This is a genomic window from [Erwinia] mediterraneensis (genome assembly GCF_900604315.1).
Lineage (GTDB): Bacteria > Pseudomonadota > Gammaproteobacteria > Enterobacterales > Enterobacteriaceae > Pantoea > Pantoea mediterraneensis_A.
In genome coordinates, this window is record NZ_LR026978.1 from 1,362,430 (window position 1) to 1,383,823 (window position 21,394).

Consider the following 21,394-nt stretch of genomic DNA (forward strand, 5'->3'; position numbering starts at 1 on the left):
CTGTTAAATAAGTGACTGCGTTTCGGGGAAGCCGAAACGAATATTTAAACACTGCACCGCCTGCGAAGAGGCCCCTTTCAACAGGTTATCTTCCGCAGCCACGATAATCAGATGTTCGCCCTGCACGGCAAAACCGATATCGCAAAACGGCAGGCCTACCACGCTTTTCAGCGCCGGTACGCCGTTGTCATACAGACGCACCAGCGGTTTATCCTGGTAAGCGTTGTGGAAGGCTTCGGCCACATCGTCACGGCTGACGCCCGTTTTCAGGCGACAGGTAATGGTCGCCAGGATGCCGCGGGCAAAGTTGCCAAGGTGCGGGGTAAAAATCACCGGCACGCCGAGATGACGGGCAATTTCTGGCTGATGACGATGATTAAAAATACCGTACGGCTGCAGGCTGACTTCACAGAAGCTGTTGCCGAGACTGGCTTTACGTCCCGCCCCGCTCACGCCGCTGGTGGCGTTGATCACCGGCCACTGCGCCTCATTCAGCAGGCCCGCAGCGATCAGCGGCTTCAGCGCCAGCTGCGAAGCGGTGGGATAACAGCCCGGCACGGCGATCAGCTGCGCTTCGCGGATCGCCTCATGCTGCCATTCCGCCAGGCCATACACCGCTTTATCCAGCCAGTCGCTGTGCTGGTGGGTAAAGCCGTAATACTCAGGGTAAAAATCCGCGTCGTTAACCCGGAAAGCGCCTGAGAGGTCAAACACCACGCAGCCCGCCTGCAGAAACGCTGGCGCCAGTTTGTGGCTCACTTCGTGGGCGGTAGCGAGAAACACCACATCGACTTTGTCAGCCCAGGCCGCAGCATCGCTTAACGGCTCAAGCGGCAGATCGACAATACCTTTCAGCTGCGGATGCAAATCGGAAAGTAATTTTCCCGCATCCGGGCTTTGCGCTGAAACCGCTAATGCGGTTATGTTCATATGCGGATGGCGATTCAGGTAAGTAGCAAGCTCTACACCAGCGTAACCACTGGCACCCACAATCAGCGTATTCAACATCAGGCTGTATACCTTTTTACAGTCACTCGTTCCGGGTCGCGGCCTTGCCCCGTTGCCCACAGTAGCGTTTGCACACACTTTCTGGTTTCCATGCTAACGCCGTTAATGTATTTTTATTCACTATTAATGCATGAATATTGATACATCCTAACTCAAGGACCGTCAACAGTGAAGACAAAATTACCGCCTTTTATCGAACTCTACCGCCAGCTGATCGCAGCCCCTTCCGTCAGCGCCGGTGACATCAGCCTCGATCAAAGCAATGAAACTTTAATCAGTTTACTTGCCGGCTGGTTCCGCGATCTTGGCTTTGATGTGGAAGTGCAGCCGGTACCCGGTACGCGCAATAAATACAATATGCTGGCGCGCACCGGCAGTGGTAGCGGCGGTCTGCTGTTGGCCGGGCATACCGATACCGTGCCGTTCGATGACGGGCGCTGGACGCGTGATCCCTTTACCCTGACCGAGCACGACAACAAGCTCTACGGGCTGGGCACTGCTGACATGAAAGGCTTCTTCGCCTTTATTCTCGACACCCTGCGCGATGTGGATGTCAAAACGCTGAAAAAGCCGCTCTATATCCTGGCAACCGCCGATGAAGAGACCACCATGGCGGGTGCGAAATATTTTTCTGAAACCAGCACCCTGCGCCCCGACTGCGCCATCATTGGCGAGCCGACCTCGCTGAAACCGGTGCGCGCGCATAAAGGCCACCTTTCTCACGCGATTCGTATTCAGGGCCAGTCCGGGCACTCCAGCGATCCGTCACGCGGCGTGAACGCCATTGAACTGATGCATGACGCTATTGGTCATCTGATGCAGCTGCGCAATACGCTGAAAGAGCGCTATCGCCATGACGGCTTCGCCATTCCTTATCCGACCATGAACTTCGGCCACATCCATGGCGGCGACTCCCCGAACCGCATCTGCGCCTGCTGTGAATTGCATATGGATATTCGTCCGCTGCCGGGTCTGACGCTCAGCGATCTCGACGGACTGCTGAATGAAGCCCTGGCGCCGGTCAGTGCGCGCTGGCCAGGCCGTCTGACGGTCGGCGAGCTGCATCCGCCTATCCCTGGCTACGAGTGTCCGGCGGATCATGAACTGGTACAGGTGGTAGAGAAACTGCTCGGCACGCCGACTGAAGTAGTGAACTACTGCACCGAGGCCCCTTTTATTCAGACCCTCTGCCCAACGCTGGTCCTGGGCCCGGGCTCGATTAATCAGGCGCATCAGCCAGATGAGTTTATTGATATGGCATTTATCAAGCCAACTCATGCGCTTATCACGCAGCTTGTGCGGCATTTTTGCCACTGATAAGCAATGAATGGGGCATTGCGCTGCAAAAACGGCAAAATGCCCCTTCATTGTTCGGAGTTTAGCGATAAGAATAACTTATCTCACTCCTTTGTAATTTATTTCCATAAATTCCAGCCACTTAGCGGCATGATGCCGTTATTTGATGCTAATTGACGAATGAAAGGTTACGTGGCTAGATAAAAGACGACGTTATGCCCGTGGGGTGTAAAAAAGTTACAGATACGATAAGGGTGTCAGGGTCAAATGAACGAACAATATTCCGCTATGCGAAGTAATGTCAGTATGCTCGGCAAGCTGCTCGGGGATACGATAAAGGATGCACTGGGAGAGAACATCCTTGATCGGGTGGAGACCATCCGCAAACTCTCTAAGTCATCCCGTGCTGGAAATGACGCCGATCGTAAGGAATTGCTCTCCACTCTGCAAAACCTGTCGAATGATGAACTACTGCCGGTGGCTCGTGCCTTCAGCCAGTTTCTAAACCTGACCAACGTGGCAGAACAGTATCAGACCATCTCGCACCACAGCGAGGGCGCAAACCACCCCGAACTGCTGAAAAAGACCTTTGAGCGCCTGAAACAGCAGACTGATCTGAATGAAAGTGCAATTCGTCAGGCTATTGAGTCGCTGTCGCTGGAACTGGTGCTTACGGCCCACCCGACAGAAATCACCCGCCGCACCCTGATCCACAAGCTGGTGGAAGTGAACAGCTGCCTGAAGCAGCTGGACCACAGCGATATTTCCGATTATGAGCGCAACCAGATTATGCGCCGTCTGCGCCAGCTGGTCGCGCAAGCCTGGCACACCGATGAAATTCGTAAATATCGCCCCACGCCGATCGATGAGGCCAAATGGGGCTTTGCCGTGGTCGAAAACAGCCTGTGGGAAGGCGTGCCGGCTTTCCTGCGCGAGCTGAACGAGCAGGTGGAAGAGACCTTTGGCCTCACTCTGCCCGTCGATTTTGTGCCGGTACAGTTTACGTCCTGGATGGGCGGCGACCGCGACGGCAACCCGAACGTGACCGCGAAAATTACCCGCCATGCGCTGCAGCTGAGCCGCTGGAAAGCCGCCGATCTGTTCCTGCGCGACATCAGTACGCTGATTTCTGAACTCTCTATGGCGGAGTGTAATGACGAAGTCCGCGCTCTGTGTGGCGAACCGGAAGCGCTGGAGCCCTATCGCGTTATCCTGAAACGCCTGCGCAGCCAGTTGATGAATACCCAGTCTTATCTGGAGATGCGCCTGAAGGGCGAGCGCCTGCCGCGCCCTGACGATCTGCTGATCTCGAACGATCAACTCTGGGGTCCACTGTTCGCTATCTATCAGTCCCTGCAGCAGTGCGGCATGGGCATTATCGCGAATGGTCAGCTGCTCGATACCCTGCGGCGCGTGAAATGCTTTGGCGTGCCGCTGGTACGTATCGATATCCGCCAGGAGAGCACGCGCCATACCGAGGCGATTGCGGAAGTTACCCGCTATCTGGGCCTGGGAGATTATGAAAGCTGGTCAGAAGCTGATAAGCAGGCCTTCCTGATCCGCGAACTGAATTCAAAACGCCCGCTACTGCCGCGTCAGTGGGAGCCGAGCGAAGAGACGCGGGAAGTGCTGGAAACTTGTCGCGTGGCGGCAGAAGCGCCTGTCGGCTCGATTGCCGCCTACGTTATCTCCATGGCGAAAACGCCGTCGGACGTACTGGCAGTGCATCTGCTGCTGAAAGAGGCAGGCATTCAGTATGCCATGCCGGTTGCGCCGCTGTTTGAAACCCTGGATGACCTGAACAACGCCAATGACGTGATGAGCCAGCTGCTCAACATCGACTGGTATCGCGGCTTTATTCAGGGCAAACAGATGGTGATGATTGGCTACTCCGACTCGGCGAAAGATGCCGGCGTGATGGCCGCCAGTTGGGCGCAATATCAGGCGCAGGACGCCCTGATCAAAACCTGTGAAAAAGCGGGCATTGCCCTGACCCTGTTCCATGGTCGCGGCGGCACCATTGGTCGTGGCGGCGCGCCTGCGCACGCGGCCCTGCTCTCTCAGCCGCCGGGCAGCCTGAAAGGCGGCCTGCGCGTCACCGAGCAGGGAGAGATGATTCGCTTCAAATACGGCCTGCCGGAAGTCACTATCGCCAGTCTGTCGCTCTATACCGGCGCCATTCTGGAAGCGAACCTGCTGCCGCCGCCGGAGCCGAAGAGAGAGTGGCGTAACATCATGGACCAGCTCTCGGAAGTCTCCTGCGCCATGTACCGCGGCTACGTGCGCGAAAACCCTGACTTTGTGCCCTATTTCCGTTCTGCGACTCCTGAGCAGGAGCTGGGCAAACTGCCGCTGGGTTCACGTCCGGCGAAACGCCGTCCGACCGGCGGAGTGGAATCGCTGCGCGCTATTCCCTGGATCTTTGCCTGGACGCAGAACCGTCTGATGCTGCCCGCCTGGCTGGGTGCTGGTGCCGCGCTGCAAAAAGCGATGGACGATGGTCACCGGGATCAACTGGAAGCGATGTGCCGTGACTGGCCGTTCTTCTCTACCCGTCTCGGCATGCTGGAAATGGTATTTGCCAAAGCCGATCTCTGGCTGGCGGAATATTATGATCAACGTCTGGTCGATAAGACGCTCTGGCCGTTGGGTAAAAAACTGCGTGATCAGCTGGAGAGCGACATTAAAGCGGTACTGACTATCGCCAACGATGCGCATCTGATGGCGGATCAGCCGTGGATTGCCGAATCAATCGCGCTGCGTAACGTCTATACCGATCCACTGAACGTCCTGCAGGCGGAGCTGCTGCATCGCGCCCGTGCACAGGAAGCGCGTGAAGAGTCGGTGGATGCCCGGGTAGAGCAGGCGTTGATGGTGACCATTGCGGGTGTCGCAGCGGGGATGCGTAATACCGGCTAACACGAAGACGATCAGGTCAGGCAATGCCTGACCTGATGGGCAATCGAAAGAGGAATATGGCCTGAGCGATCAGGCCGCTGCTACCGGCACCGGACGCACGCCCAGCGTATGACAAATCGCATAGCTCATTTCGGCGCGGTTCAGCGTATAGAAATGGAAATCCTTTACCCCTTCCCGCGACAGAATTTTCACCATATCCATCGCGATATTCGCTCCCACCATTTTGCGCGTTTCGGCATCATCATCCAGTCCGGCAAACATGGCGTTCATCCAGTTAGGCACACGCACATTGGTCATGGTCGCAAAGCGCTGTAGCTGCTTAAAGTTCGATACTGGCAGAATGCCCGGCACGATTTCCACATCGATGCCCGTGGCAACGCAGCGGTCACGGAAACGCAGATAGCTTTCCACATCAAAGAAAAACTGCGTAATCGCGCGGTTAGCGCCGGCGTCGATTTTGCGTTTCAGATTGATCAAATCAGCCTGGGCGCTTTTCGCTTCCGGGTGTACTTCCGGATAAGCCGCCACTGAAATATCAAAATCGCCCACTTCTTTCAGCAACGACACCAGATCCGACGCATACATCTCCGGCTTGCCGCCGCCCGGCGGCAGATCGCCACGCAACGCGACAATATGGCGGATGCCGTTGTTCCAGTAGTCTTGCGCGATGGTGCGCAGCTCGTCGCGCGTGGCGTCAACACAGGTCAGATGCGGCGCCGCTTCCAGGCCGGTGCGATCCTTAATGCCTTTGATAATGCTGTGGGTACGGTCACGCTCGCCGGAGTTGGCGCCATAGGTCACGGAAACAAACTTCGGCTTCAGGTTGCTGAGCCGATCGATGGAGTTCCACAGCGTCTCTTCCATTTCACTGGTACGGGGCGGAAAGAACTCAAAAGAGACATTAATTTGCCCGTTCAGCTCAGCCAGGCTTTGGTTCAGCGCTTCGCGCTGATTGGCATGAAAGAAACTCATCCTGTTACCTCTGTCGATCGCATCTGTGGTTTATGACTACGAACATCCATACGTTTAGACGTCCAGATGCTCAAAATGACCGATCCGCGGCGTAGCGTCAACAGAAAAATGATTTGCAGGTATGACAAATCTTCAGGAAGCTTGAAAAACATTCATGTTGCAGGGGAAGTGCAGAAGAAGGCAGGAAACCGTAGCGCCCTGCCAGAGAAAGATTACAGCAATTGCGCGAGGCGGTTAAGATCGGACTGGATAGCGCCAGCAGTCACATCGCGCCCGGCGCCTGGCCCGCGGATCACCAGCGGGTTATCCCGGTACCAGCGACTTTCAATCGCAAACACGTTATCGCACGGCAGCAGAGATGCCAGCGGATGTTCTGGCCGCACCGCCTCAACACCGACGCGCGCTTTGCCGTTGGCATCAAAACGCGCCACATAACGCAGCACCAGCCCCATTTCGCGGGCGGCCTCCAGACGTTGCAACATCTGCTCATTAAGCTCATCGCCATTTTCAAAGAAATGGTCAATGGATTCCGCTTTGCAGCTCTCGGGCACCAGAGACTCCACGCGCACCTGATCCGGCTCGATGTCGTAGCCCGCTTCACGCGCCAGAATCACCAGCTTGCGCTTCACATCCTGACCGGAGAGGTCCACGCGTGGATCCGGTTCCGTTAAGCCCTGCTGCCACGCCTGATCCACCAGTTCGGTAAAAGGCACCGTGCCGTCGAACTGCAGGAAGAGCCAGGAGAGCGTGCCGGAAAAAATGCCGCTGATGGCGAGAATAGTATCGCCGCTGTCGCGCAGATCGCGCACCGTATGGTTGATGGGCAGACCCGCGCCGACGGTGGCATTGTACAGCCAGTGACGGCCGGTTTTGGCGAACGCGTCGCGGATCTGACGCCAGAGATAGCTGGCGGAAGCGCCGGCAACTTTATTGGCGCTGATAACATGAAAGCCGTGGCTGGCAAAATCGAGATACTGATTTGCCAGCGGCTCGCTTGCCGTGACGTCGAGCACCACCAGATCGTCAAACGGATGAGCGCGCATCCAGAGAAACAGCGACTCTTCGTCGCGCTCAACCGCCTCATCATCGAAAAAGGCAAGCGTACGGCTGGCATCCAGGCCGTCATAGCTCAGCAGGCTACGCCGACTCACCGCGACGCCGGCCAGCACAAATTCAAAACCGGTACGCGCTGACAGCGTCTCCTGCTCGCGGGCAAACAGCTCCAGCCAGCGCGAGCCAATGTTGCCTTTGCCAAACAGCATCAGCCCGATGCGTTTCTCGGCGCGAAACAGCGACTGGTGCAGCCCCTGAATCAGATGCTGCGTTGGCCCGCGACGCAACACCGCCACGAGGCTGATGTGATCTTCCGACTGCCAGACAAACTCCACCGGTTGATCGTTAATCTGCTGCCAGAAACGGTGGCTGTGCAGCGGATTGCGCGTCACACCCGCGCCCACCAGCGCGACCAGCGCCAGGCCGTCACGCAGCTGCAGGTGTCCGGGCAGCCCGGCATCCTGCAGCAGGCTGAAGGCGCTGTTAACCACTTCCGAGGTATAGCAGAGCTGCAGCAACTGGCGATCAGGATGTACGCCAAGGGCGAGCGGACGCAGCTGCGCACGCTTCAGCAGCAGATCAATCTCTTTCTGCAGGCTGGCAAAATTATGGCGATCCGGTATCTGGATCTCAACCAGGCAGACGTCATCATGGCTGGTCACGATACGGGCGCCGGTGCCTGACGCCAGTACGCGCTCAATACGCGTGGATCCCTGCTCTGGCTGATAGCTGCAGCGCAGTTGCAGATCGATATCGCTGCCGGAAACCGGCTGCAGCGTACGCGCATGCAGCACCGGGGCGGCCAAACGTGCCAGCTCGCTCGCCTCATCCAGACGCAACAGCGGCAGCAGACAGGCATCGGATACTTTGCGCGGATCGGCACTGTAGACGCCCGCCACGTCGCTCCAGATGGTGACGCGCCCTACCCCCGCCAGCGCACCGATCTGCGTTGCTGAGTAGTCAGAGCCGTTACGGCCCAGCAGCACAGTTTCTCCGGCGTCGTTGCGACAGATAAACCCGGTGACCACAATGCGTTTGTGCGGATGCTGCGCCAGCAACGCCTGCAGCAGCGGCCAGGATTTCCCTTCATCCACCTGGGGCTGCGCCGCGCGTTCGGCACGCAGAAAATCGCGCGCGTCGAGCCAGCAGGCCTCAATATCACGCTGGCTCAGCAGCGCGGCCATCAGACGCGCTGACCAGACTTCGCCATGCCCCACCACTTCGGCATACACCGCATCGGTGATTTTGCCATCCAGCAGAGCGGCCAGTCTCTCCAGATCATGAATGAAAGCCGCTACCAGCGGCTCGGCAATTTCAGCAGGTAACAGTGCACCAATCAGTTCACTCTGGTAACGGCGCAAGGTCTGTTGCACCTGGTGCGCCGATAAGCGGTCGCTCTGGCTGAGCTTCAGCCAGCTGATCAGCTGGTTAGTGGTGCTGCCGGCGGCGGAAACCACCATCAAATCGCCCGGCTGGCTGTAATCCGCCATAATGCTGGCGACGCGCTGAAAACAGCGGGCGTCCGCCAGACTGCTGCCACCAAATTTATGCAACTGCTTTATGTTTGGCGTTCCTGCGCCTGCTGAAATCGTCATGCTTAACCCTCGACAGCGATCCGGAATGCGTTATCCAGATCGGCGATTAAATCTTCGTGATCTTCAATACCTACTGAGATGCGGAGTAGCGTCTCAGAAATTCCCGCGGCGGCGCGCGCTTCTGCAGACATGCCCGCATGGGTCATGGTGGCGGTGTGAGAAATTAAACTCTCAACGCCACCCAGCGATTCGGCCAGGGTGAAAAGCTCAAGCGCCTTCAGGAAACGACGCAGGCAGGTCTCATCGCCATCCAGCTCGAAGCTTAACATCGCGCCGAAGCCGCGTTGTTGACGTACCGCATGGGCGTGGCCTGCGTTTTCCGGCAGCGAGGGGTGATAAAGCTTTTTCACCAGCGGCTGCTGTTGCAGGTAATCCACAATCGCCTGAGCGTTACGCTGCGCAGCGGCCATACGCGGCGCCAGCGTGCGCAGGCCGCGCAGCAGCAGATAGCTGTCAAATGCAGCGCCGGTCACGCCGATATTATTTGCCCACCAGGCCAGATCGCTCGCCAGCGCGGCGTCTTTCGCAATCACCGCACCGGCGACTACGTCTGAGTGGCCGTTGAGATATTTGGTGCAGGAGTGAAGCACCAGATCGGCCCCCAGCGCCAGCGGATTCTGCAAGGCGGGGCTAAGGAAGGTATTATCCACGACGCTCAGCGCGCCTGCCGCGCGCGCCGCCTGACAGATGGCGGCGATATCCACTACGCGCAGCAGCGGGTTACTCGGGCTTTCGATCAGAACCACCTTCGGCTTTTCCGCCAGGGCCGCCTGTAAGGCAGCGCTGTCGCCCTGATCGACGAACTTCACGCGATAAGCGCCGCGTTTGCTCAGGCTGTCAAACAGTCGGTAGCTGCCGCCGTAGCAGTCGTGCGGTGCCACCAGCAGATCGCCGGGCTTCAGGAACACTGTTGTCACCAGATGGATTGCCGACATCCCGCTATTGGTTAATACCGCACCGGCACCACCTTCCAGTTCCGCCAGCGCACGCTGCACCACATCACGGGTGGGATTACCACGCCGGGAGTAGTCATGGGCACGCGGCTGATTAAAGTCCGGGAAGTTATAGGTGCTGGAGAGATGAATCGGAGGGACAACGCAGCCATATTGCTCGTCATCATTCAAACCGCTACGAACGGCGATAGTTGCCTGTTTACGCGTCATGATGCTTATTGTTCCTGAAGATGGAAATAAGGAAGCACAGGATAGCACCCCCATTTTAGACGTCAATACATCTGGACATCTAAATGTCTTTGCGTATAGATTGAGCAGAAAGCCAATTCCCGCTAAAATTATTCCTTATTGCCTGTTCTTTCACGTTGTTTTCGGACGTGTCGACGCACAAAAACCGGCTTCTACCGGGTCAGGCACCGAAAAATCGGGCATAATCAGCGGATCTCCCTATTTCACTTTTATTAATTAAGGTAACTCATGGCTGAATGGAACGGCGAATATATCAGCCCTTATGCTGAGCACGGTAAAAAGAGCGAGCAGGTTAAGAAAATTACGGTTTCCATTCCATTGAAAGTTTTGAAAATTTTAACGGATGAACGTACCCGCCGTCAGGTCAATAACTTGCGACACGCGACCAACAGCGAACTGCTGTGCGAAGCATTTTTGCATGCTTTCACCGGCCAGCCTCTGCCGGATGATGTGGATCTGCGCAAAGAGCGCAGTGATGAAATCCCGGAAGAAGCGAAAAAGATCATGCGCGACATGGGCATCGATCCCGACAGCTGGGAATATTGAAATGCCAGAAACAAAAAAACCCAGCCGAAGCTGGGTTTTTTCTTGCAGCCGAATCGCCAGGAGTCGACCGCGGGGTAATTCTTATTTTTTGCTGCCCGGCACGCTGAAACGCTTGTTAAAGCGGTCAACACGGCCACCGGTGGCAACTTCACGCTGCTTACCAGTGTAAAACGGGTGGCACTGACCACAAACGTCCAGGTTCATATCGCGACCCATAGTAGAACGGGTTTTGATCACGTTACCGCAAGTACAGGTGATGGTCACTGCTTCGTATTTCGGATGAATACCTTGTTTCATGGAAAACCTCACAAAAGGCCGTGTCGCTCTCCGTACCAGGCGAACCCGCACGGTACCACACGTGGTTAGACATTATGGTGGATTTTGACGAGCAGTTACTCATCAAAGGCGGCATACTATACAGAAAATGAGCGCCTTTGGCAAATATTTACCGGGATACCCGCCCACGCTTTCAGCATGTACACTACTTCTCCTTATCATTGAGCCGGATAGAGATCGCCATGCCCGTAGTTCAGGTTGCTTTACCCGTTCCGCTTCCTCGCCTGTTTGACTATCTGCCGCCTGCGGGCGTGCAGCCTGTGCCTGGCGGGCGCGTGAGCGTGCCCTTTGGCAACCGTAAAATGATCGGCATTGTGGTGGGCCTGCGCGACAGCAGTGATCTGCCAGAGGCGCAGTTGAAACAGGTCGCTGAGGTGCTGGATACCCAGTCGCTGTTTCCCCCGTCGCTGTGGCGCATTCTTAACTGGGCTGCGGGCTACTATCACTCTCCGCTGGGCGAAGTGCTGATGCATGCGCTGCCGGTGCTGCTGCGTCAGGGCAAGCCTGCGCAGGAAGCCCCGCTCTGGCAATGGATCATCACCGACCAGGGCCGGGAAACAGCCCCTGAGAGTCTGAAGCGCGCGCCCAAACAGCAGCAGGCGCTGGCGGCGCTGCGTCAGCAGCCGCTGTATCGCCATAAAGTGGCGGAGTATGACCTGACCGATGCCACACTGCAGGCACTGCGCGCCAAAGGGCTGTGCACGTTACGCGAACACACCCCTCAGGCGCAGGACTGGCGCACCAGCTACGCCGAGAAAGGTGAGCGGCTGCGGCTGAATACCGATCAGGCGATGGCAGTGGGCGCAATCCGCAGCGAGGATGAGCAGTTTGCCGCCTGGCTGCTGGCCGGGATTACCGGGTCGGGTAAAACCGAAGTCTATCTGAGCGTGCTGGAAAATGTCCTGGCGCGCGGCAAACAGGCGCTGGTGCTGGTGCCGGAAATTGGCCTGACGCCGCAAACTATCGCCCGCTTCCGGGAACGTTTCCACGCTCCTGTTGATGTGCTGCACTCCGGGCTTAACGACAGCGAGCGTCTTGCCGTCTGGCTGCGGGCGCGTAAGGGCGAAACCGCCATTATTATCGGTACCCGCTCAGCCCTGTTCACGCCGCTGGCTCGTCCCGGCGTGATTATCATCGATGAAGAGCATGACACCTCCTACAAACAGCAGGAAGGATGGCGCTATCAGGCGCGCGATCTGGCGGTATTTCGCGCGCGTGAGGAGAATATCCCCATCGTGATGGGCTCAGCGACGCCCGCGCTGGAGACGTTGCACAATGTCCAGAGCGGCAAATATCGCCAGCTCAATCTGCATAAACGCGCCGGTAACGCCAAACCGGCGCTGCAGCAGCTGATCGATCTGAAAGGCGTCCAGCTGACCGGCGGTCTGGCACCTGCGTTGATCGGTAAAATACGCCAGCATCTGCAGGCCGATAATCAGGTGCTGCTGTTTCTCAACCGCCGGGGCTATTCACCGGCACTGCTCTGCCATGACTGTGGCTGGATCGCTGAGTGTCAGCGCTGCGAACACTATTACACCCTGCATCAGCATCAGCGCCAGCTGCGTTGCCACCATTGCGACAGCCAGCGACCGGTGCCGAACCAATGCCCGCAGTGCGGCTCCACGCATCTGCTGCCGGTCGGCATTGGCACTGAGCAGCTGGAGCAGCACCTCAGCACGCTGTTCCCTGACGTGCCGATATCGCGCATCGACCGCGACACCACCAGCCGCAAAGGGGCGCTGGAAGAGCATCTGGCCGCGGTTCATCGCGGCGGCGCGCGTATTCTGGTAGGCACCCAGATGCTGGCGAAAGGCCATCATTTTCCGGATGTGACGCTGGTGGCGCTGCTGGATGTCGACGGCGCGCTGTTCTCAGCCGATTTTCGCGCGGCAGAGCGATTCGCGCAGCTCTATACCCAGGTAGCCGGGCGCGCCGGACGAGCCGGAAAACAGGGGGAAGTGCTGCTGCAAACCCACCACCCGGAGCATCCTCTGCTGCAGACTCTGCTGCATCAGGGCTATTTCGCCTTCGCGCAGCAGACCCTGCTGGAGCGTCAGTCCGTTTTCCTGCCGCCCTGGACCAGCCATGCCCTGTTCCGGGCGGAAGATAATGATAACCGTCAGGCCGCGGAGTTTTTACAGCAGTTGCGTAACTTGCTGGAAGCCAGCCCGCTGAAAGACGCTTCCCTGTGGATCATGGGGCCGGTGCCTGCGCTGCTGGCGAAGCGCAGCGGTCGCTGGCGCTGGCAGCTGCTGCTGCAGCATCCTTCCCGTAAGCGTTTGCAGCAGTTACTCAGCAGCTCATTGCCTCTGGTCACTACCCTGCCTGCCGCGCGTAAAGTGAAATGGACGCTGGATATCGATCCTGCGGAAAGCTAAGTCGCTGCGGTTCTGCGAGCCGGATCGAAAAAAGTCGCACAAGTCACAATTTTTATGCAAATTAAGTAACAACCCTACCCGCAGATCGGTTAACAATAATGCCCGATCGCGCTGATACCAGACATGAGGTCTGGACGTTATCTGAATAAGCATGCGCAAGAACGCGCCAGGAGTAGAGCGTTGGAGCAGAATCAGCAATCATCCGCCACCATGAAAGATGTGGCAGAGCAGGCTGGCGTCTCAACCGCCACCGTTTCACGTGCGTTGATGAACCCGGAAAAAGTCTCGGCCGCCACCCGTCAGCGGGTTGAACAGGCGGTGATTGCCGTTGGCTACTCTCCTCATGCCATCGCACGCAACGCAAAACGCGGTGAATCGCGCACTATCCTGGTGATAGTGCCGGATATTTGCGATCCCTTTTTCAGTGAGATTATCCGCGGTGTGGAAGTGACCGCTGCCGCCCAAGGCTATCTGGTGCTGATTGGTGACTGTGCCCATCAGAATCAGCAGGAAAAAACCTTTATGAACCTGATGCTGACGCGCCAGATCGATGGCATGGTGCTGCTGGGTTCGCAGGTGCCGTTTGATGCCGGCGTGGAAGAACAGCGCAACCTGCCGCCCATGGTGATGGCGAACGAGTTCGCGCCGGAGATGGAACTGCCGACCGTTCACATTGATAATCTCACCGCCGCCTTCGAAGCGGTGAATCATCTGATTCAGCTGGGCCACCGGCGTATCGCCTGTATTGCTGGTCCCGAAGAGATGCCGCTGTGCCAGTATCGCCTGCAGGGCTATATTCAGGCGCTGCGGCGTAGCGGTATTACGGTGGATCCCACCTGTATTGTGCGCGGCGATTTCACCTTTGAGGCGGGCGTCAGCGCCCTGAAGCAGCTGATGAGCCTGCCACAGCCGCCGCGTGCGCTGTTTTGTCACAGCGACATTATGGCGTTAGGGGCCATGAACCAGGCCAGAGCGATGGGCATGCGCATCCCCGACGATCTCTCAGTGGTGGGATTTGATGATATTGAACTGTCGCGCTATTACGATCCGCCCTTAACCACCGTCGCGCAGCCGCGCTACGCCATTGGCCGCGAGGCGATGCTGTTACTGCTGGAGCAGTTACAGGGCAAACGGGTGAATAATGGCTCCCGCCTGCTCGATTCCGAGTTGAAAGTGCGCGGCAGTACTACGGTCCCCCAGGCGCGGGGAAAATGATGCTGAATTCAGGGAATTTTCAGTAAATTCTGAATGCGAACTCTGCTGGTCAAACCTCCGGCCCTTAAGTAACATGGCGGATTCCTTGCCGGTCGTTCAGTTGTGGATTTAACCGGCCTTTGGCAGCACTTTTTGAAGGGTATCGGAACGAGAGTGGCACAAAAAGATTATGTAGGCCGCGGGCGTTCAACAGGGACGCGTCGCAAAAAAAGTAACAGCCGTGGCAAAAAAAGCAAAGGCGGATCGGGTACCTCAAAGCTGATGATTGGACTGGCCGTGGCCGTCCTGGTTACCTTTGCCGGTGGTTTATGGTTCCTCGCGCATCACAAAAAAGATGAGACGCAGGTGATTCCGAATCATAAAGCCAACGGCAATGGTCTGCCTCCCAAACCGGAAGAGCGCTGGAAGTACATTAAAGAGCTGGAGAACCGCCAGATTACCGTACCGACGCCCACCGAACCCTCTGCCGGTGGCGACATCGAGTCGCAAACCCAGCTGACCAATGAACAGCGTCAGTTGCTTGAGCAGATGCAGGCGGATATGCGTCAGCAACCCACGCAGCTGAATGAAGTGCCGTGGAACGAGCAAACCCCTGCCCAGCGCCAGCAAACGCTGCAGCGTCAGCAGGTGCAGCAGCAAAACCGTTTGCAGCAGCAGGCTCGTCAACAGCAAAACCAGACGCAGCAGCAGCAGCCGGGTCGTCAGCCTGCGCCAGTCACGCGTGAAACGCCACGTCCGGCCGCCCCGGCGCAACCCGCTAAACAGCCGGAGACAGCTAAGGCAAAACCGGTGGAAAAAGCGACCTCCCAGCGCTGGATGGTGCAGTGTGGTTCGTTTAAAGGCGCTGATCAGGCGGAGTCCATTCGCGCCGCGCTGGCGTTTGAAGGCTTTGAAAGCCGCATTACCACCGGTGGCGGCTGGAATCGTGTCGTTATCGGCCCCTATAAAGATCGCAGCAGCGCAGACAATACCCTGAAGCGTCTGCGTGGTGCCGGACACGCAAACTGTATTCCGCTCTCCATCGGGGGTTGAAACCCGTCAAACCCGCCCCATATCAGATTGCATGACGCTCCACGCTCAGGCGTGGAGCCTTTTTTCTACTGCAACAAGGGGTCTGCCCGTGACAACGATAGTAAGCGTACGACGCAACGGCCAGGTAGTTATTGGCGGTGATGGCCAGGCTACTCTCGGTAATACCGTTATGAAAGGCAACGTAAAAAAAGTGCGTCGTCTTTACAATGACAAAGTAATAGCCGGTTTCGCTGGCGGTACCGCAGATGCATTCACGCTGTTTGAACTCTTCGAACGTAAACTGGAAATGCACCAGGGACATCTGGTGAAGGCCGCCGTTGAGCTGGCCAAAGACTGGCGCACCGACCGTATGCTGCGTCGCCTGGAAGCACTGCTGGCGGTTGCTGATGAGAATGCGTCGCTCATCATTAGCGGTAACGGTGATGTGATTCAGCCGGAAAATGATCTGATTGCCATTGGTTCTGGTGGGCCCTTCGCTCAGGCGGCCGCCCGCGCTCTGCTGGAAAATACCGAGCTGGGTGCGCGTGACATCGTGGAGAAGGCGCTGAATATCGCGGGTGATATCTGCATCTACACCAACCATAATATTAATATTGAAGAATTACCCTCCAGGGCATAAGGATTCTGAACATGTCTGAGATGACTCCACGCGAGATAGTCAGTGAACTGAACCGGTTTATCATTGGACAGGATGATGCCAAGCGCGCAGTGGCGATCGCCCTGCGTAACCGCTGGCGCCGTATGCAGCTGAACGAAGAGCTGCGTCACGAAGTGACACCCAAAAATATTCTGATGATCGGTCCAACCGGTGTTGGTAAAACTGAAATTGCCCGTCGCCTGGCGAAGCTGGCTAACGCGCCCTTTATCAAGGTTGAAGCGACCAAATTCACCGAAGTGGGCTACGTGGGTAAAGAAGTCGATTCGATTATCCGCGACCTGACCGATGCCGCCGTGAAAATGGTGCGTATGCAGGCGATTGAGAAAAACAAATACCGTGCCGAAGAGATGGCGGAAGAGCGCATCCTCGACGTGCTGATCCCCCCGGCGAAAAATAACTGGGGCCAGCCGGAGCAGAACGCGGAACCGTCCGCCGCACGTCAGTCCTTCCGTAAAAAACTGCGCGAAGGCCAGCTGGATGATAAAGAGATTGAGATCAATCTGGCCGCGGCACCGATGGGCGTAGAGATCATGGCGCCACCGGGCATGGAAGAGATGACCAGCCAACTGCAGTCGATGTTCCAGAATCTGGGCGGTCAGAAGCAAAAACCACGCAAGCTGAAAATCAAAGATGCCATGAAGCTGCTGATTGAAGAGGAAGCGGCCAAGCTGATCAATCCGGAAGAGCTGAAACAGGACGCGATTGATGCGGTTGAACAGCACGGTATCGTGTTTATTGATGAGATCGACAAAATCTGTAAGCGCGGCCAGTCATCCGGCCCTGACGTCTCTCGTGAAGGCGTACAGCGCGACCTGCTGCCGCTGGTGGAAGGCTGCACCGTCTCGACCAAACACGGTATGGTGAAAACTGACCACATTCTGTTTATCGCCTCCGGTGCATTCCAGGTGGCCAGCCCGGCTGACCTGATCCCGGAACTGCAGGGCCGTCTGCCGATTCGTGTTGAGCTGCAGGCGCTGACGGTTAACGATTTTGAGCGTATCCTGACCGAGCCGAACGCTTCTGTGACCGTACAGTACAAAGCGCTGATGGCGACCGAAGGCGTTAACGTCGACTTTACCAACGACGGCATTCGCCGCATCGCGGAAGCGGCATGGCAGGTGAACGAGACCACGGAAAACATCGGTGCTCGCCGTCTGCATACCGTGCTGGAGCGCCTGATGGAAGATATCTCCTATGACGCCAGCGATCGCAGTGGTGAATCGATCACCATTGATGCCGACTACGTAGGCAAACATCTGGATCAGCTGGTCGCTGACGAAGATCTCAGCCGCTTTATTCTGTAACGGCTGTCTGAAAAAGCCCGACCTGACGGTTGGGCTTTTTTCTCTCTGTATCGCGTGGTGAACCTGCGCGCGGGTGAACATACTCACCCTTCTCTCTTGCGACAAACACGGTCGCGCGTTGCCAGTATGGCAACATAAAGAGTCACCGACGCATCACCCTTTATTCTCTGATGCTTTTGCCAACATTCTGCAGAAAGCGATATACTTACCGCTCCTGTGGCAAACAGACGAACCCCCTATGAAATACGATACATCTGAACTCTGCGACATCTACCATGAAGAAGTGAACGTTGTTGAACCGCTTTTTTCAAACTTTGGTGGTCGCACCTCGTTTGGTGGTCAGATTACCACAGTGAAATGTTTTGAAGACAACGGTCTGCTTTACGATCTGCTGGAAGAAAACGGACGCGGACGCGTGCTGGTTGTCGATGGCGGTGGCTCCGTGCGCCGTGCGCTGGTGGATGCCCAGCTGGCGCGACTGGCAGAGCAAAACGAATGGGAAGGCATTGTTGTCTACGGTTCGGTACGTCAGGTTGATGAACTGGAAGAGCTGGAAATTGGCATTCAGGCCATTGCAGCCATCCCGGCGGGTGCTGCGGGTGAAGGTATCGGCGAAAGCGACGTGCGCGTTAATTTTGGCGGCGTGACCTTTTTCTCGGGTGACCATCTCTATGCCGACAATACTGGCATTATCCTCTCTGAAGATCCGCTCGATTTAGAATAAAGCAGCAGAAGAGCAAACGGGTGTCAGCGCACCCGTCTTTACGCTGTCAGAGGATCAGACCTCTTCCATTTTTCCCAGCAGTGCTCGCAGACGCTCCTGCCACACATGCTGTTCTTCTTTCAACTGCTGGTTTTCACGTGCCAGCGATTCCTGATTTCCCGCAGCCTGCTGCGCTTCGTTTTTCAGGTGGTTATTCTGCTCTTTAAGCTCTTCGATCTCCATCTGCAACAGCGTGATGGTATCAATCGCCTGCTGTACCTTGGCTTCCAGTTTTTCGAATACTTCAAATGACATCTTTCTGACCTCTCCTAAATCTCACAGGGCGTTGATGATGCCAGCCCCAGCTCAGGACGCCCCGTTAACCTGCGGCCAGCAACGATCTCCCGATTGTATGTAGCCTCTCCACGCAAGTCCAGCAGCGCAAGGCTTCCAGGCACAGTCTTTAACACTTTTCAGTCTATGCCTGAAAGATGTCGCTTTATTTGACGATTACAGACGGTACTTTTTCATCTGGCAACCGGGTAAATGTTCGAATAATGATGTTTTATGAAAGCCAAAAAACGCGAAAACGCTCATTTATTTGACATAGTACACAGAATTTAATTTCGCTATTTCTCGTTTATGCTCGTTAACGATAGGTTAACAACAGCCCTCCCGTGAAGATGGGTATCTCAGGGAATGAGAGTACGAATTGAAAATTTTAACCTCGCTTCAGGAAAACCATTATGAGTCAGACTACAAGCACACTTAAAGGTCAGTGCATTGCCGAATTCATAGGTACCGGATTGATTATTTTTTTTGGTGCAGGCTGTGTCGCCGCGCTGAAACTGGCTGGCGCCAGCTTTGGACAGTGGGAAATTTGTATCATTTGGGGTTTAGGCGTCTCGATTGCGGCTTATATGACCGCAGGTGTTTCAGGCGCACATTTGAACCCTGCCGTAACCCTGGCGCTTTATCTGTTCGGCAATTTTGAAGGCCGTAAAATTCTTCCCTATGCGGTTGCGCAGGTGGCAGGTGCTTTCTGTGCGGCGGCACTGGTCTATGGCATGTACCATAACCTGTTTATTGATTACGAACAGAGCCATCACATGGTACGTGGCAGCATAGAAAGCCTTGATCTGGCAAGCATTTTCTCGACCTACCCTAATCCGCACATCAGTGTGGGGCAGGCTTTCCTGGTTGAGATGGTGATCACAGCCGTTCTGATTGCTGCCATTATGGCGTTGACGGATGATGGTAACGGTATTCCGCGTGGTCCGCTGGCTCCGCTGCTGATCGGCCTGCTGGTGGCGATTATTGGTGGCGCGATGGGCCCGCTGACCGGCTTCGCCCTTAACCCGGCGCGTGATTTCGGACCCAAGCTCTTCGCCTGGCTGGCAGGATGGGGTAACCTGGCATTCACCGGGGCTCGTGATATTCCTTACTTCCTCGTGCCGATTTTCGGTCCGCTGGCAGGTGCCTGTATCGGCGGCTTTGTCTACCGCGCTTTGATTGGACCGCATCTGCCGATTAATTTGCAGGCAGCTGCAAGCAAAAATCAGGATAAACCGGTTACGCGCGCTGAACAGCGTAAAGCGTAAGCCTTGTCACTTTCATCATCAGGAATTGATTATGACGACCACCAATAAAAAATATATTGTCGCACTCGATCAGGGGACTACCAGCTCGCGCGCCGTGGTGCTGGACCATGATGCCAATATCGTGGCGGTATCCCAGCGTGAATTTACTCAGATCTACCCGAAAGCGGGATGGGTAGAGCATGACCCGATGGATATCTGGGCCTCACAAAGCTCTACACTGGTGGAAGTGCTGGCCCATGCCGATATTCGCTCCGATCAGATTGCCGCGATTGGTATTACCAACCAGCGCGAAACCGCCATTGTCTGGGATAAAGAGACCGGCAAACCGGTATATAACGCCATTGTCTGGCAGGATCCGCGTACCGCTGATTACTGCGCCAGACTGAAGAAAGAGGGGCTGGAGGAATATATCCAGCACACCACCGGGCTGGTGATTAACCCTTATTTCTCCGGCACCAAAGTGAAATGGATCCTGGATCATGTCGAGGGCGCCCGCGAACGTGCCAAACGCGGCGAGCTGCTGTTTGGTACGGTAGATACCTGGCTGGTGTGGAAAATGACCCAGGGCCGCGTACATATCACCGACTACACCAACGCCTCACGTACCATGATGTTCAACATCCATAAGCTGGAGTGGGATCAGCGTATGCTGGATATTCTCGATATCCCGCGTGAAATGCTGCCGGAAGTGAAATCCTCCTCTGAAGTCTATGGTCAGACCAACATCGGCGGTAAAGGCGGCACGCGTATTCCTATCGCCGGTATTGCCGGTGACCAGCAGGCGGCGCTGTATGGTCAGCTCTGCGTACAGCCGGGCATGGCGAAAAACACCTACGGCACCGGCTGCTTTATGCTGATGAATACTGGTACCGAAGCCGTTACCTCTACCCATGGCCTGCTCACCACCATCGCCTGCGGACCGCGCGGTGAAGTGAACTATGCGCTGGAAGGGGCGGTCTTTATCGGCGGCGCCTCCATCCAGTGGCTGCGTGATGAGATGAAGCTGATCAGCGATGCCGCGGATTCCGAATACTTCGCCATGAAAGTAAAAGACAGCAACGGGGTCTACCTGGTGCCTGCTTTTACCGGTCTTGGCGCGCCTTACTGGGATCCCTATGCGCGCGGAGCGATTTTTGGTCTGACGCGCGGCGCCAACGCCAATCACATTATCCGCGCGACGCTGGAGTCGATCGCTTATCAGACGCGTGACGTGCTGGAAGCGATGCAGAATGATGCCAATACGCGTCTGCAGGCGCTGCGTGTGGATGGTGGAGCCGTAGCGAATAACTTCCTGATGCAGTTCCAGTCCGATATTCTTGGCGCGCGCGTGGAACGCCCGCAAGTGCGCGAAGTCACGGCACTCGGCTCAGCTTATCTGGCTGGTCTGGCGGTGGGCTTCTGGAAAGATCTGGAAGAGGTGCGAGCCAAATCGATTATCGAACGTGAATTCCGTCCGAGCATCGAAACCACCGAACGTAACTACCGTTATGCGGGCTGGAAAAAAGCGGTCGCACGCGCCCAGTCCTGGGAAGATCACGAAGAGTAATGCTGTTCGCCCGCAGCGAGCTGCTGCGGG

Annotated in this window: 17 protein-coding genes; 11 read left to right on the plus strand and 6 right to left on the minus strand. The window is 56.4% G+C overall.

Annotated features, from left to right (window positions below; all coding sequences use genetic code 11):
- Positions 1-3 precede the first annotated feature (3 nt).
- Positions 4-1,008 (minus strand): N-acetyl-gamma-glutamyl-phosphate reductase, encoded by a 1,005-nt coding sequence (gene argC, locus E0E17_RS06445; protein WP_130832623.1) that lies wholly within the window; start codon positions 1,006-1,008, stop codon positions 4-6.
- A gap of 168 nt (positions 1,009-1,176) precedes the next feature.
- Between argC and argE the strand changes: the two genes are divergently transcribed.
- Together argE and ppc are read left to right on the plus strand one after the other, a co-directional pair.
- A complete protein-coding gene (gene argE / locus E0E17_RS06450; RefSeq protein ID WP_130832625.1) occupies positions 1,177-2,325 on the plus strand; it encodes an acetylornithine deacetylase in 1,149 nt (382 codons plus the stop codon).
- Positions 2,326-2,571: 246 nt separating this feature from the next.
- Positions 2,572-5,223, plus strand: a complete 2,652-nt coding sequence (ppc, locus tag E0E17_RS06455) for a phosphoenolpyruvate carboxylase (RefSeq protein ID WP_130832627.1) — start codon at positions 2,572-2,574, stop codon at positions 5,221-5,223.
- A 69-nt stretch (positions 5,224-5,292) separates the two neighbouring features.
- Here the strand turns inward: ppc and metF are convergent, their stop codons facing one another.
- The 3 genes from metF to metB form a co-directional block, all read right to left on the minus strand.
- A complete protein-coding gene (gene metF / locus E0E17_RS06460; RefSeq protein ID WP_130832629.1) occupies positions 5,293-6,195 on the minus strand; it encodes a methylenetetrahydrofolate reductase in 903 nt (300 codons plus the stop codon).
- Positions 6,196-6,407: 212 nt separating this feature from the next.
- A complete protein-coding gene (locus E0E17_RS06465; RefSeq protein ID WP_130832631.1) occupies positions 6,408-8,843 on the minus strand; it encodes a bifunctional aspartate kinase/homoserine dehydrogenase II in 2,436 nt (811 codons plus the stop codon).
- 2 nt (positions 8,844-8,845) lie between these two features.
- A complete protein-coding gene (metB, locus tag E0E17_RS06470; protein WP_130832633.1) occupies positions 8,846-10,006 on the minus strand; it encodes a cystathionine gamma-synthase in 1,161 nt (386 codons plus the stop codon).
- Positions 10,007-10,273: 267 nt separating this feature from the next.
- Here metB and metJ point away from each other — a divergent pair, with 267 nt between their 5' ends.
- On the plus strand, positions 10,274-10,591 hold the full coding sequence (gene metJ, locus E0E17_RS06475; RefSeq protein ID WP_130832635.1) for a met regulon transcriptional regulator MetJ: 318 nt from the start codon (positions 10,274-10,276) through the stop codon (positions 10,589-10,591).
- An 81-nt stretch (positions 10,592-10,672) separates the two neighbouring features.
- Here the strand turns inward: metJ and rpmE are convergent, their stop codons facing one another.
- Positions 10,673-10,888 carry a 50S ribosomal protein L31 gene (gene rpmE / locus E0E17_RS06480; RefSeq protein WP_130832637.1) on the minus strand — a complete coding sequence of 72 codons (216 nt, stop codon included), beginning with the start codon at positions 10,886-10,888 and terminating at the stop codon, positions 10,673-10,675.
- Positions 10,889-11,109: 221 nt separating this feature from the next.
- On the opposite strand from rpmE, the gene priA reads away from it, so the two are divergent.
- The 6 genes from priA to rraA all read left to right on the plus strand — a co-directional run bounded on the left by priA (position 11,110) and on the right by rraA (position 18,238).
- Positions 11,110-13,305, plus strand: a complete 2,196-nt coding sequence (gene priA, locus E0E17_RS06485; protein WP_130835474.1) for a primosomal protein N' — start codon at positions 11,110-11,112, stop codon at positions 13,303-13,305.
- Positions 13,306-13,485: 180 nt separating this feature from the next.
- The gene (gene cytR, locus E0E17_RS06490; protein WP_130832639.1) at positions 13,486-14,520 is read left to right on the plus strand and encodes a DNA-binding transcriptional regulator CytR; all 1,035 of its coding nucleotides are present in this window, start codon (positions 13,486-13,488) and stop codon (positions 14,518-14,520) included.
- Between the two features lie 153 nt (positions 14,521-14,673).
- Entirely contained in the window at positions 14,674-15,552 is an 879-nt protein-coding gene (gene ftsN, locus E0E17_RS06495; protein ID WP_130832641.1) for a cell division protein FtsN, read from the plus strand.
- Positions 15,553-15,640: 88 nt separating this feature from the next.
- Positions 15,641-16,171 carry an ATP-dependent protease subunit HslV gene (hslV, locus tag E0E17_RS06500; protein ID WP_130832644.1) on the plus strand — a complete coding sequence of 177 codons (531 nt, stop codon included), beginning with the start codon at positions 15,641-15,643 and terminating at the stop codon, positions 16,169-16,171.
- 11 nt (positions 16,172-16,182) lie between these two features.
- The gene (hslU, locus tag E0E17_RS06505) at positions 16,183-17,514 is read left to right on the plus strand and encodes an ATP-dependent protease ATPase subunit HslU (protein ID WP_130832646.1); all 1,332 of its coding nucleotides are present in this window, start codon (positions 16,183-16,185) and stop codon (positions 17,512-17,514) included.
- Between the two features lie 238 nt (positions 17,515-17,752).
- Positions 17,753-18,238, plus strand: a complete 486-nt coding sequence (rraA, locus tag E0E17_RS06510) for a ribonuclease E activity regulator RraA (protein ID WP_130832647.1) — start codon at positions 17,753-17,755, stop codon at positions 18,236-18,238.
- 54 nt (positions 18,239-18,292) lie between these two features.
- On the opposite strand, the gene zapB is transcribed toward rraA, so the two are convergent.
- Complete coding sequence (zapB, locus tag E0E17_RS06515; RefSeq protein WP_130832648.1) at positions 18,293-18,532, minus strand: cell division protein ZapB; 240 nt, start codon at positions 18,530-18,532, stop codon at positions 18,293-18,295.
- A gap of 431 nt (positions 18,533-18,963) precedes the next feature.
- On the opposite strand from zapB, the gene E0E17_RS06520 reads away from it, so the two are divergent.
- Positions 18,964-19,818: an MIP/aquaporin family protein gene (locus tag E0E17_RS06520; protein ID WP_130832649.1), complete on the plus strand. Its 855-nt coding sequence runs from the start codon at positions 18,964-18,966 to the stop codon at positions 19,816-19,818.
- A 31-nt stretch (positions 19,819-19,849) separates the two neighbouring features.
- The gene (gene glpK, locus E0E17_RS06525; protein ID WP_130832650.1) at positions 19,850-21,364 is read left to right on the plus strand and encodes a glycerol kinase GlpK; all 1,515 of its coding nucleotides are present in this window, start codon (positions 19,850-19,852) and stop codon (positions 21,362-21,364) included.
- The last annotated feature ends 30 nt before the right edge of the window (positions 21,365-21,394 follow it).

Excerpts from the sequence above, each read along its gene's own strand:
- argC (WP_130832623.1), bottom strand. The coding sequence starts at position 1,008 with ATGTTGAATACGCTGATTGTGGGTGCCAGTGGTTACGCTGGTGTAGAG.
- ppc (WP_130832627.1), top strand. The coding sequence starts at position 2,572 with ATGAACGAACAATATTCCGCTATGCGAAGTAATGTCAGTATGCTCGGC.
- metF (WP_130832629.1), bottom strand. The coding sequence starts at position 6,195 with ATGAGTTTCTTTCATGCCAATCAGCGCGAAGCGCTGAACCAAAGCCTG.
- E0E17_RS06465 (WP_130832631.1), bottom strand. The coding sequence starts at position 8,843 with ATGACGATTTCAGCAGGCGCAGGAACGCCAAACATAAAGCAGTTGCAT.
- metB (WP_130832633.1), bottom strand. The coding sequence starts at position 10,006 with ATGACGCGTAAACAGGCAACTATCGCCGTTCGTAGCGGTTTGAATGAT.
- metJ (WP_130832635.1), top strand. The coding sequence starts at position 10,274 with ATGGCTGAATGGAACGGCGAATATATCAGCCCTTATGCTGAGCACGGT.
- rpmE (WP_130832637.1), bottom strand. The coding sequence starts at position 10,888 with ATGAAACAAGGTATTCATCCGAAATACGAAGCAGTGACCATCACCTGT.
- priA (WP_130835474.1), top strand. The coding sequence starts at position 11,110 with ATGCCCGTAGTTCAGGTTGCTTTACCCGTTCCGCTTCCTCGCCTGTTT.
- hslU (WP_130832646.1), top strand. The coding sequence starts at position 16,183 with ATGTCTGAGATGACTCCACGCGAGATAGTCAGTGAACTGAACCGGTTT.
- rraA (WP_130832647.1), top strand. The coding sequence starts at position 17,753 with ATGAAATACGATACATCTGAACTCTGCGACATCTACCATGAAGAAGTG.
- zapB (WP_130832648.1), bottom strand. The coding sequence starts at position 18,532 with ATGTCATTTGAAGTATTCGAAAAACTGGAAGCCAAGGTACAGCAGGCG.
- E0E17_RS06520 (WP_130832649.1), top strand. The coding sequence starts at position 18,964 with ATGAGTCAGACTACAAGCACACTTAAAGGTCAGTGCATTGCCGAATTC.
- glpK (WP_130832650.1), top strand. The coding sequence starts at position 19,850 with ATGACGACCACCAATAAAAAATATATTGTCGCACTCGATCAGGGGACT.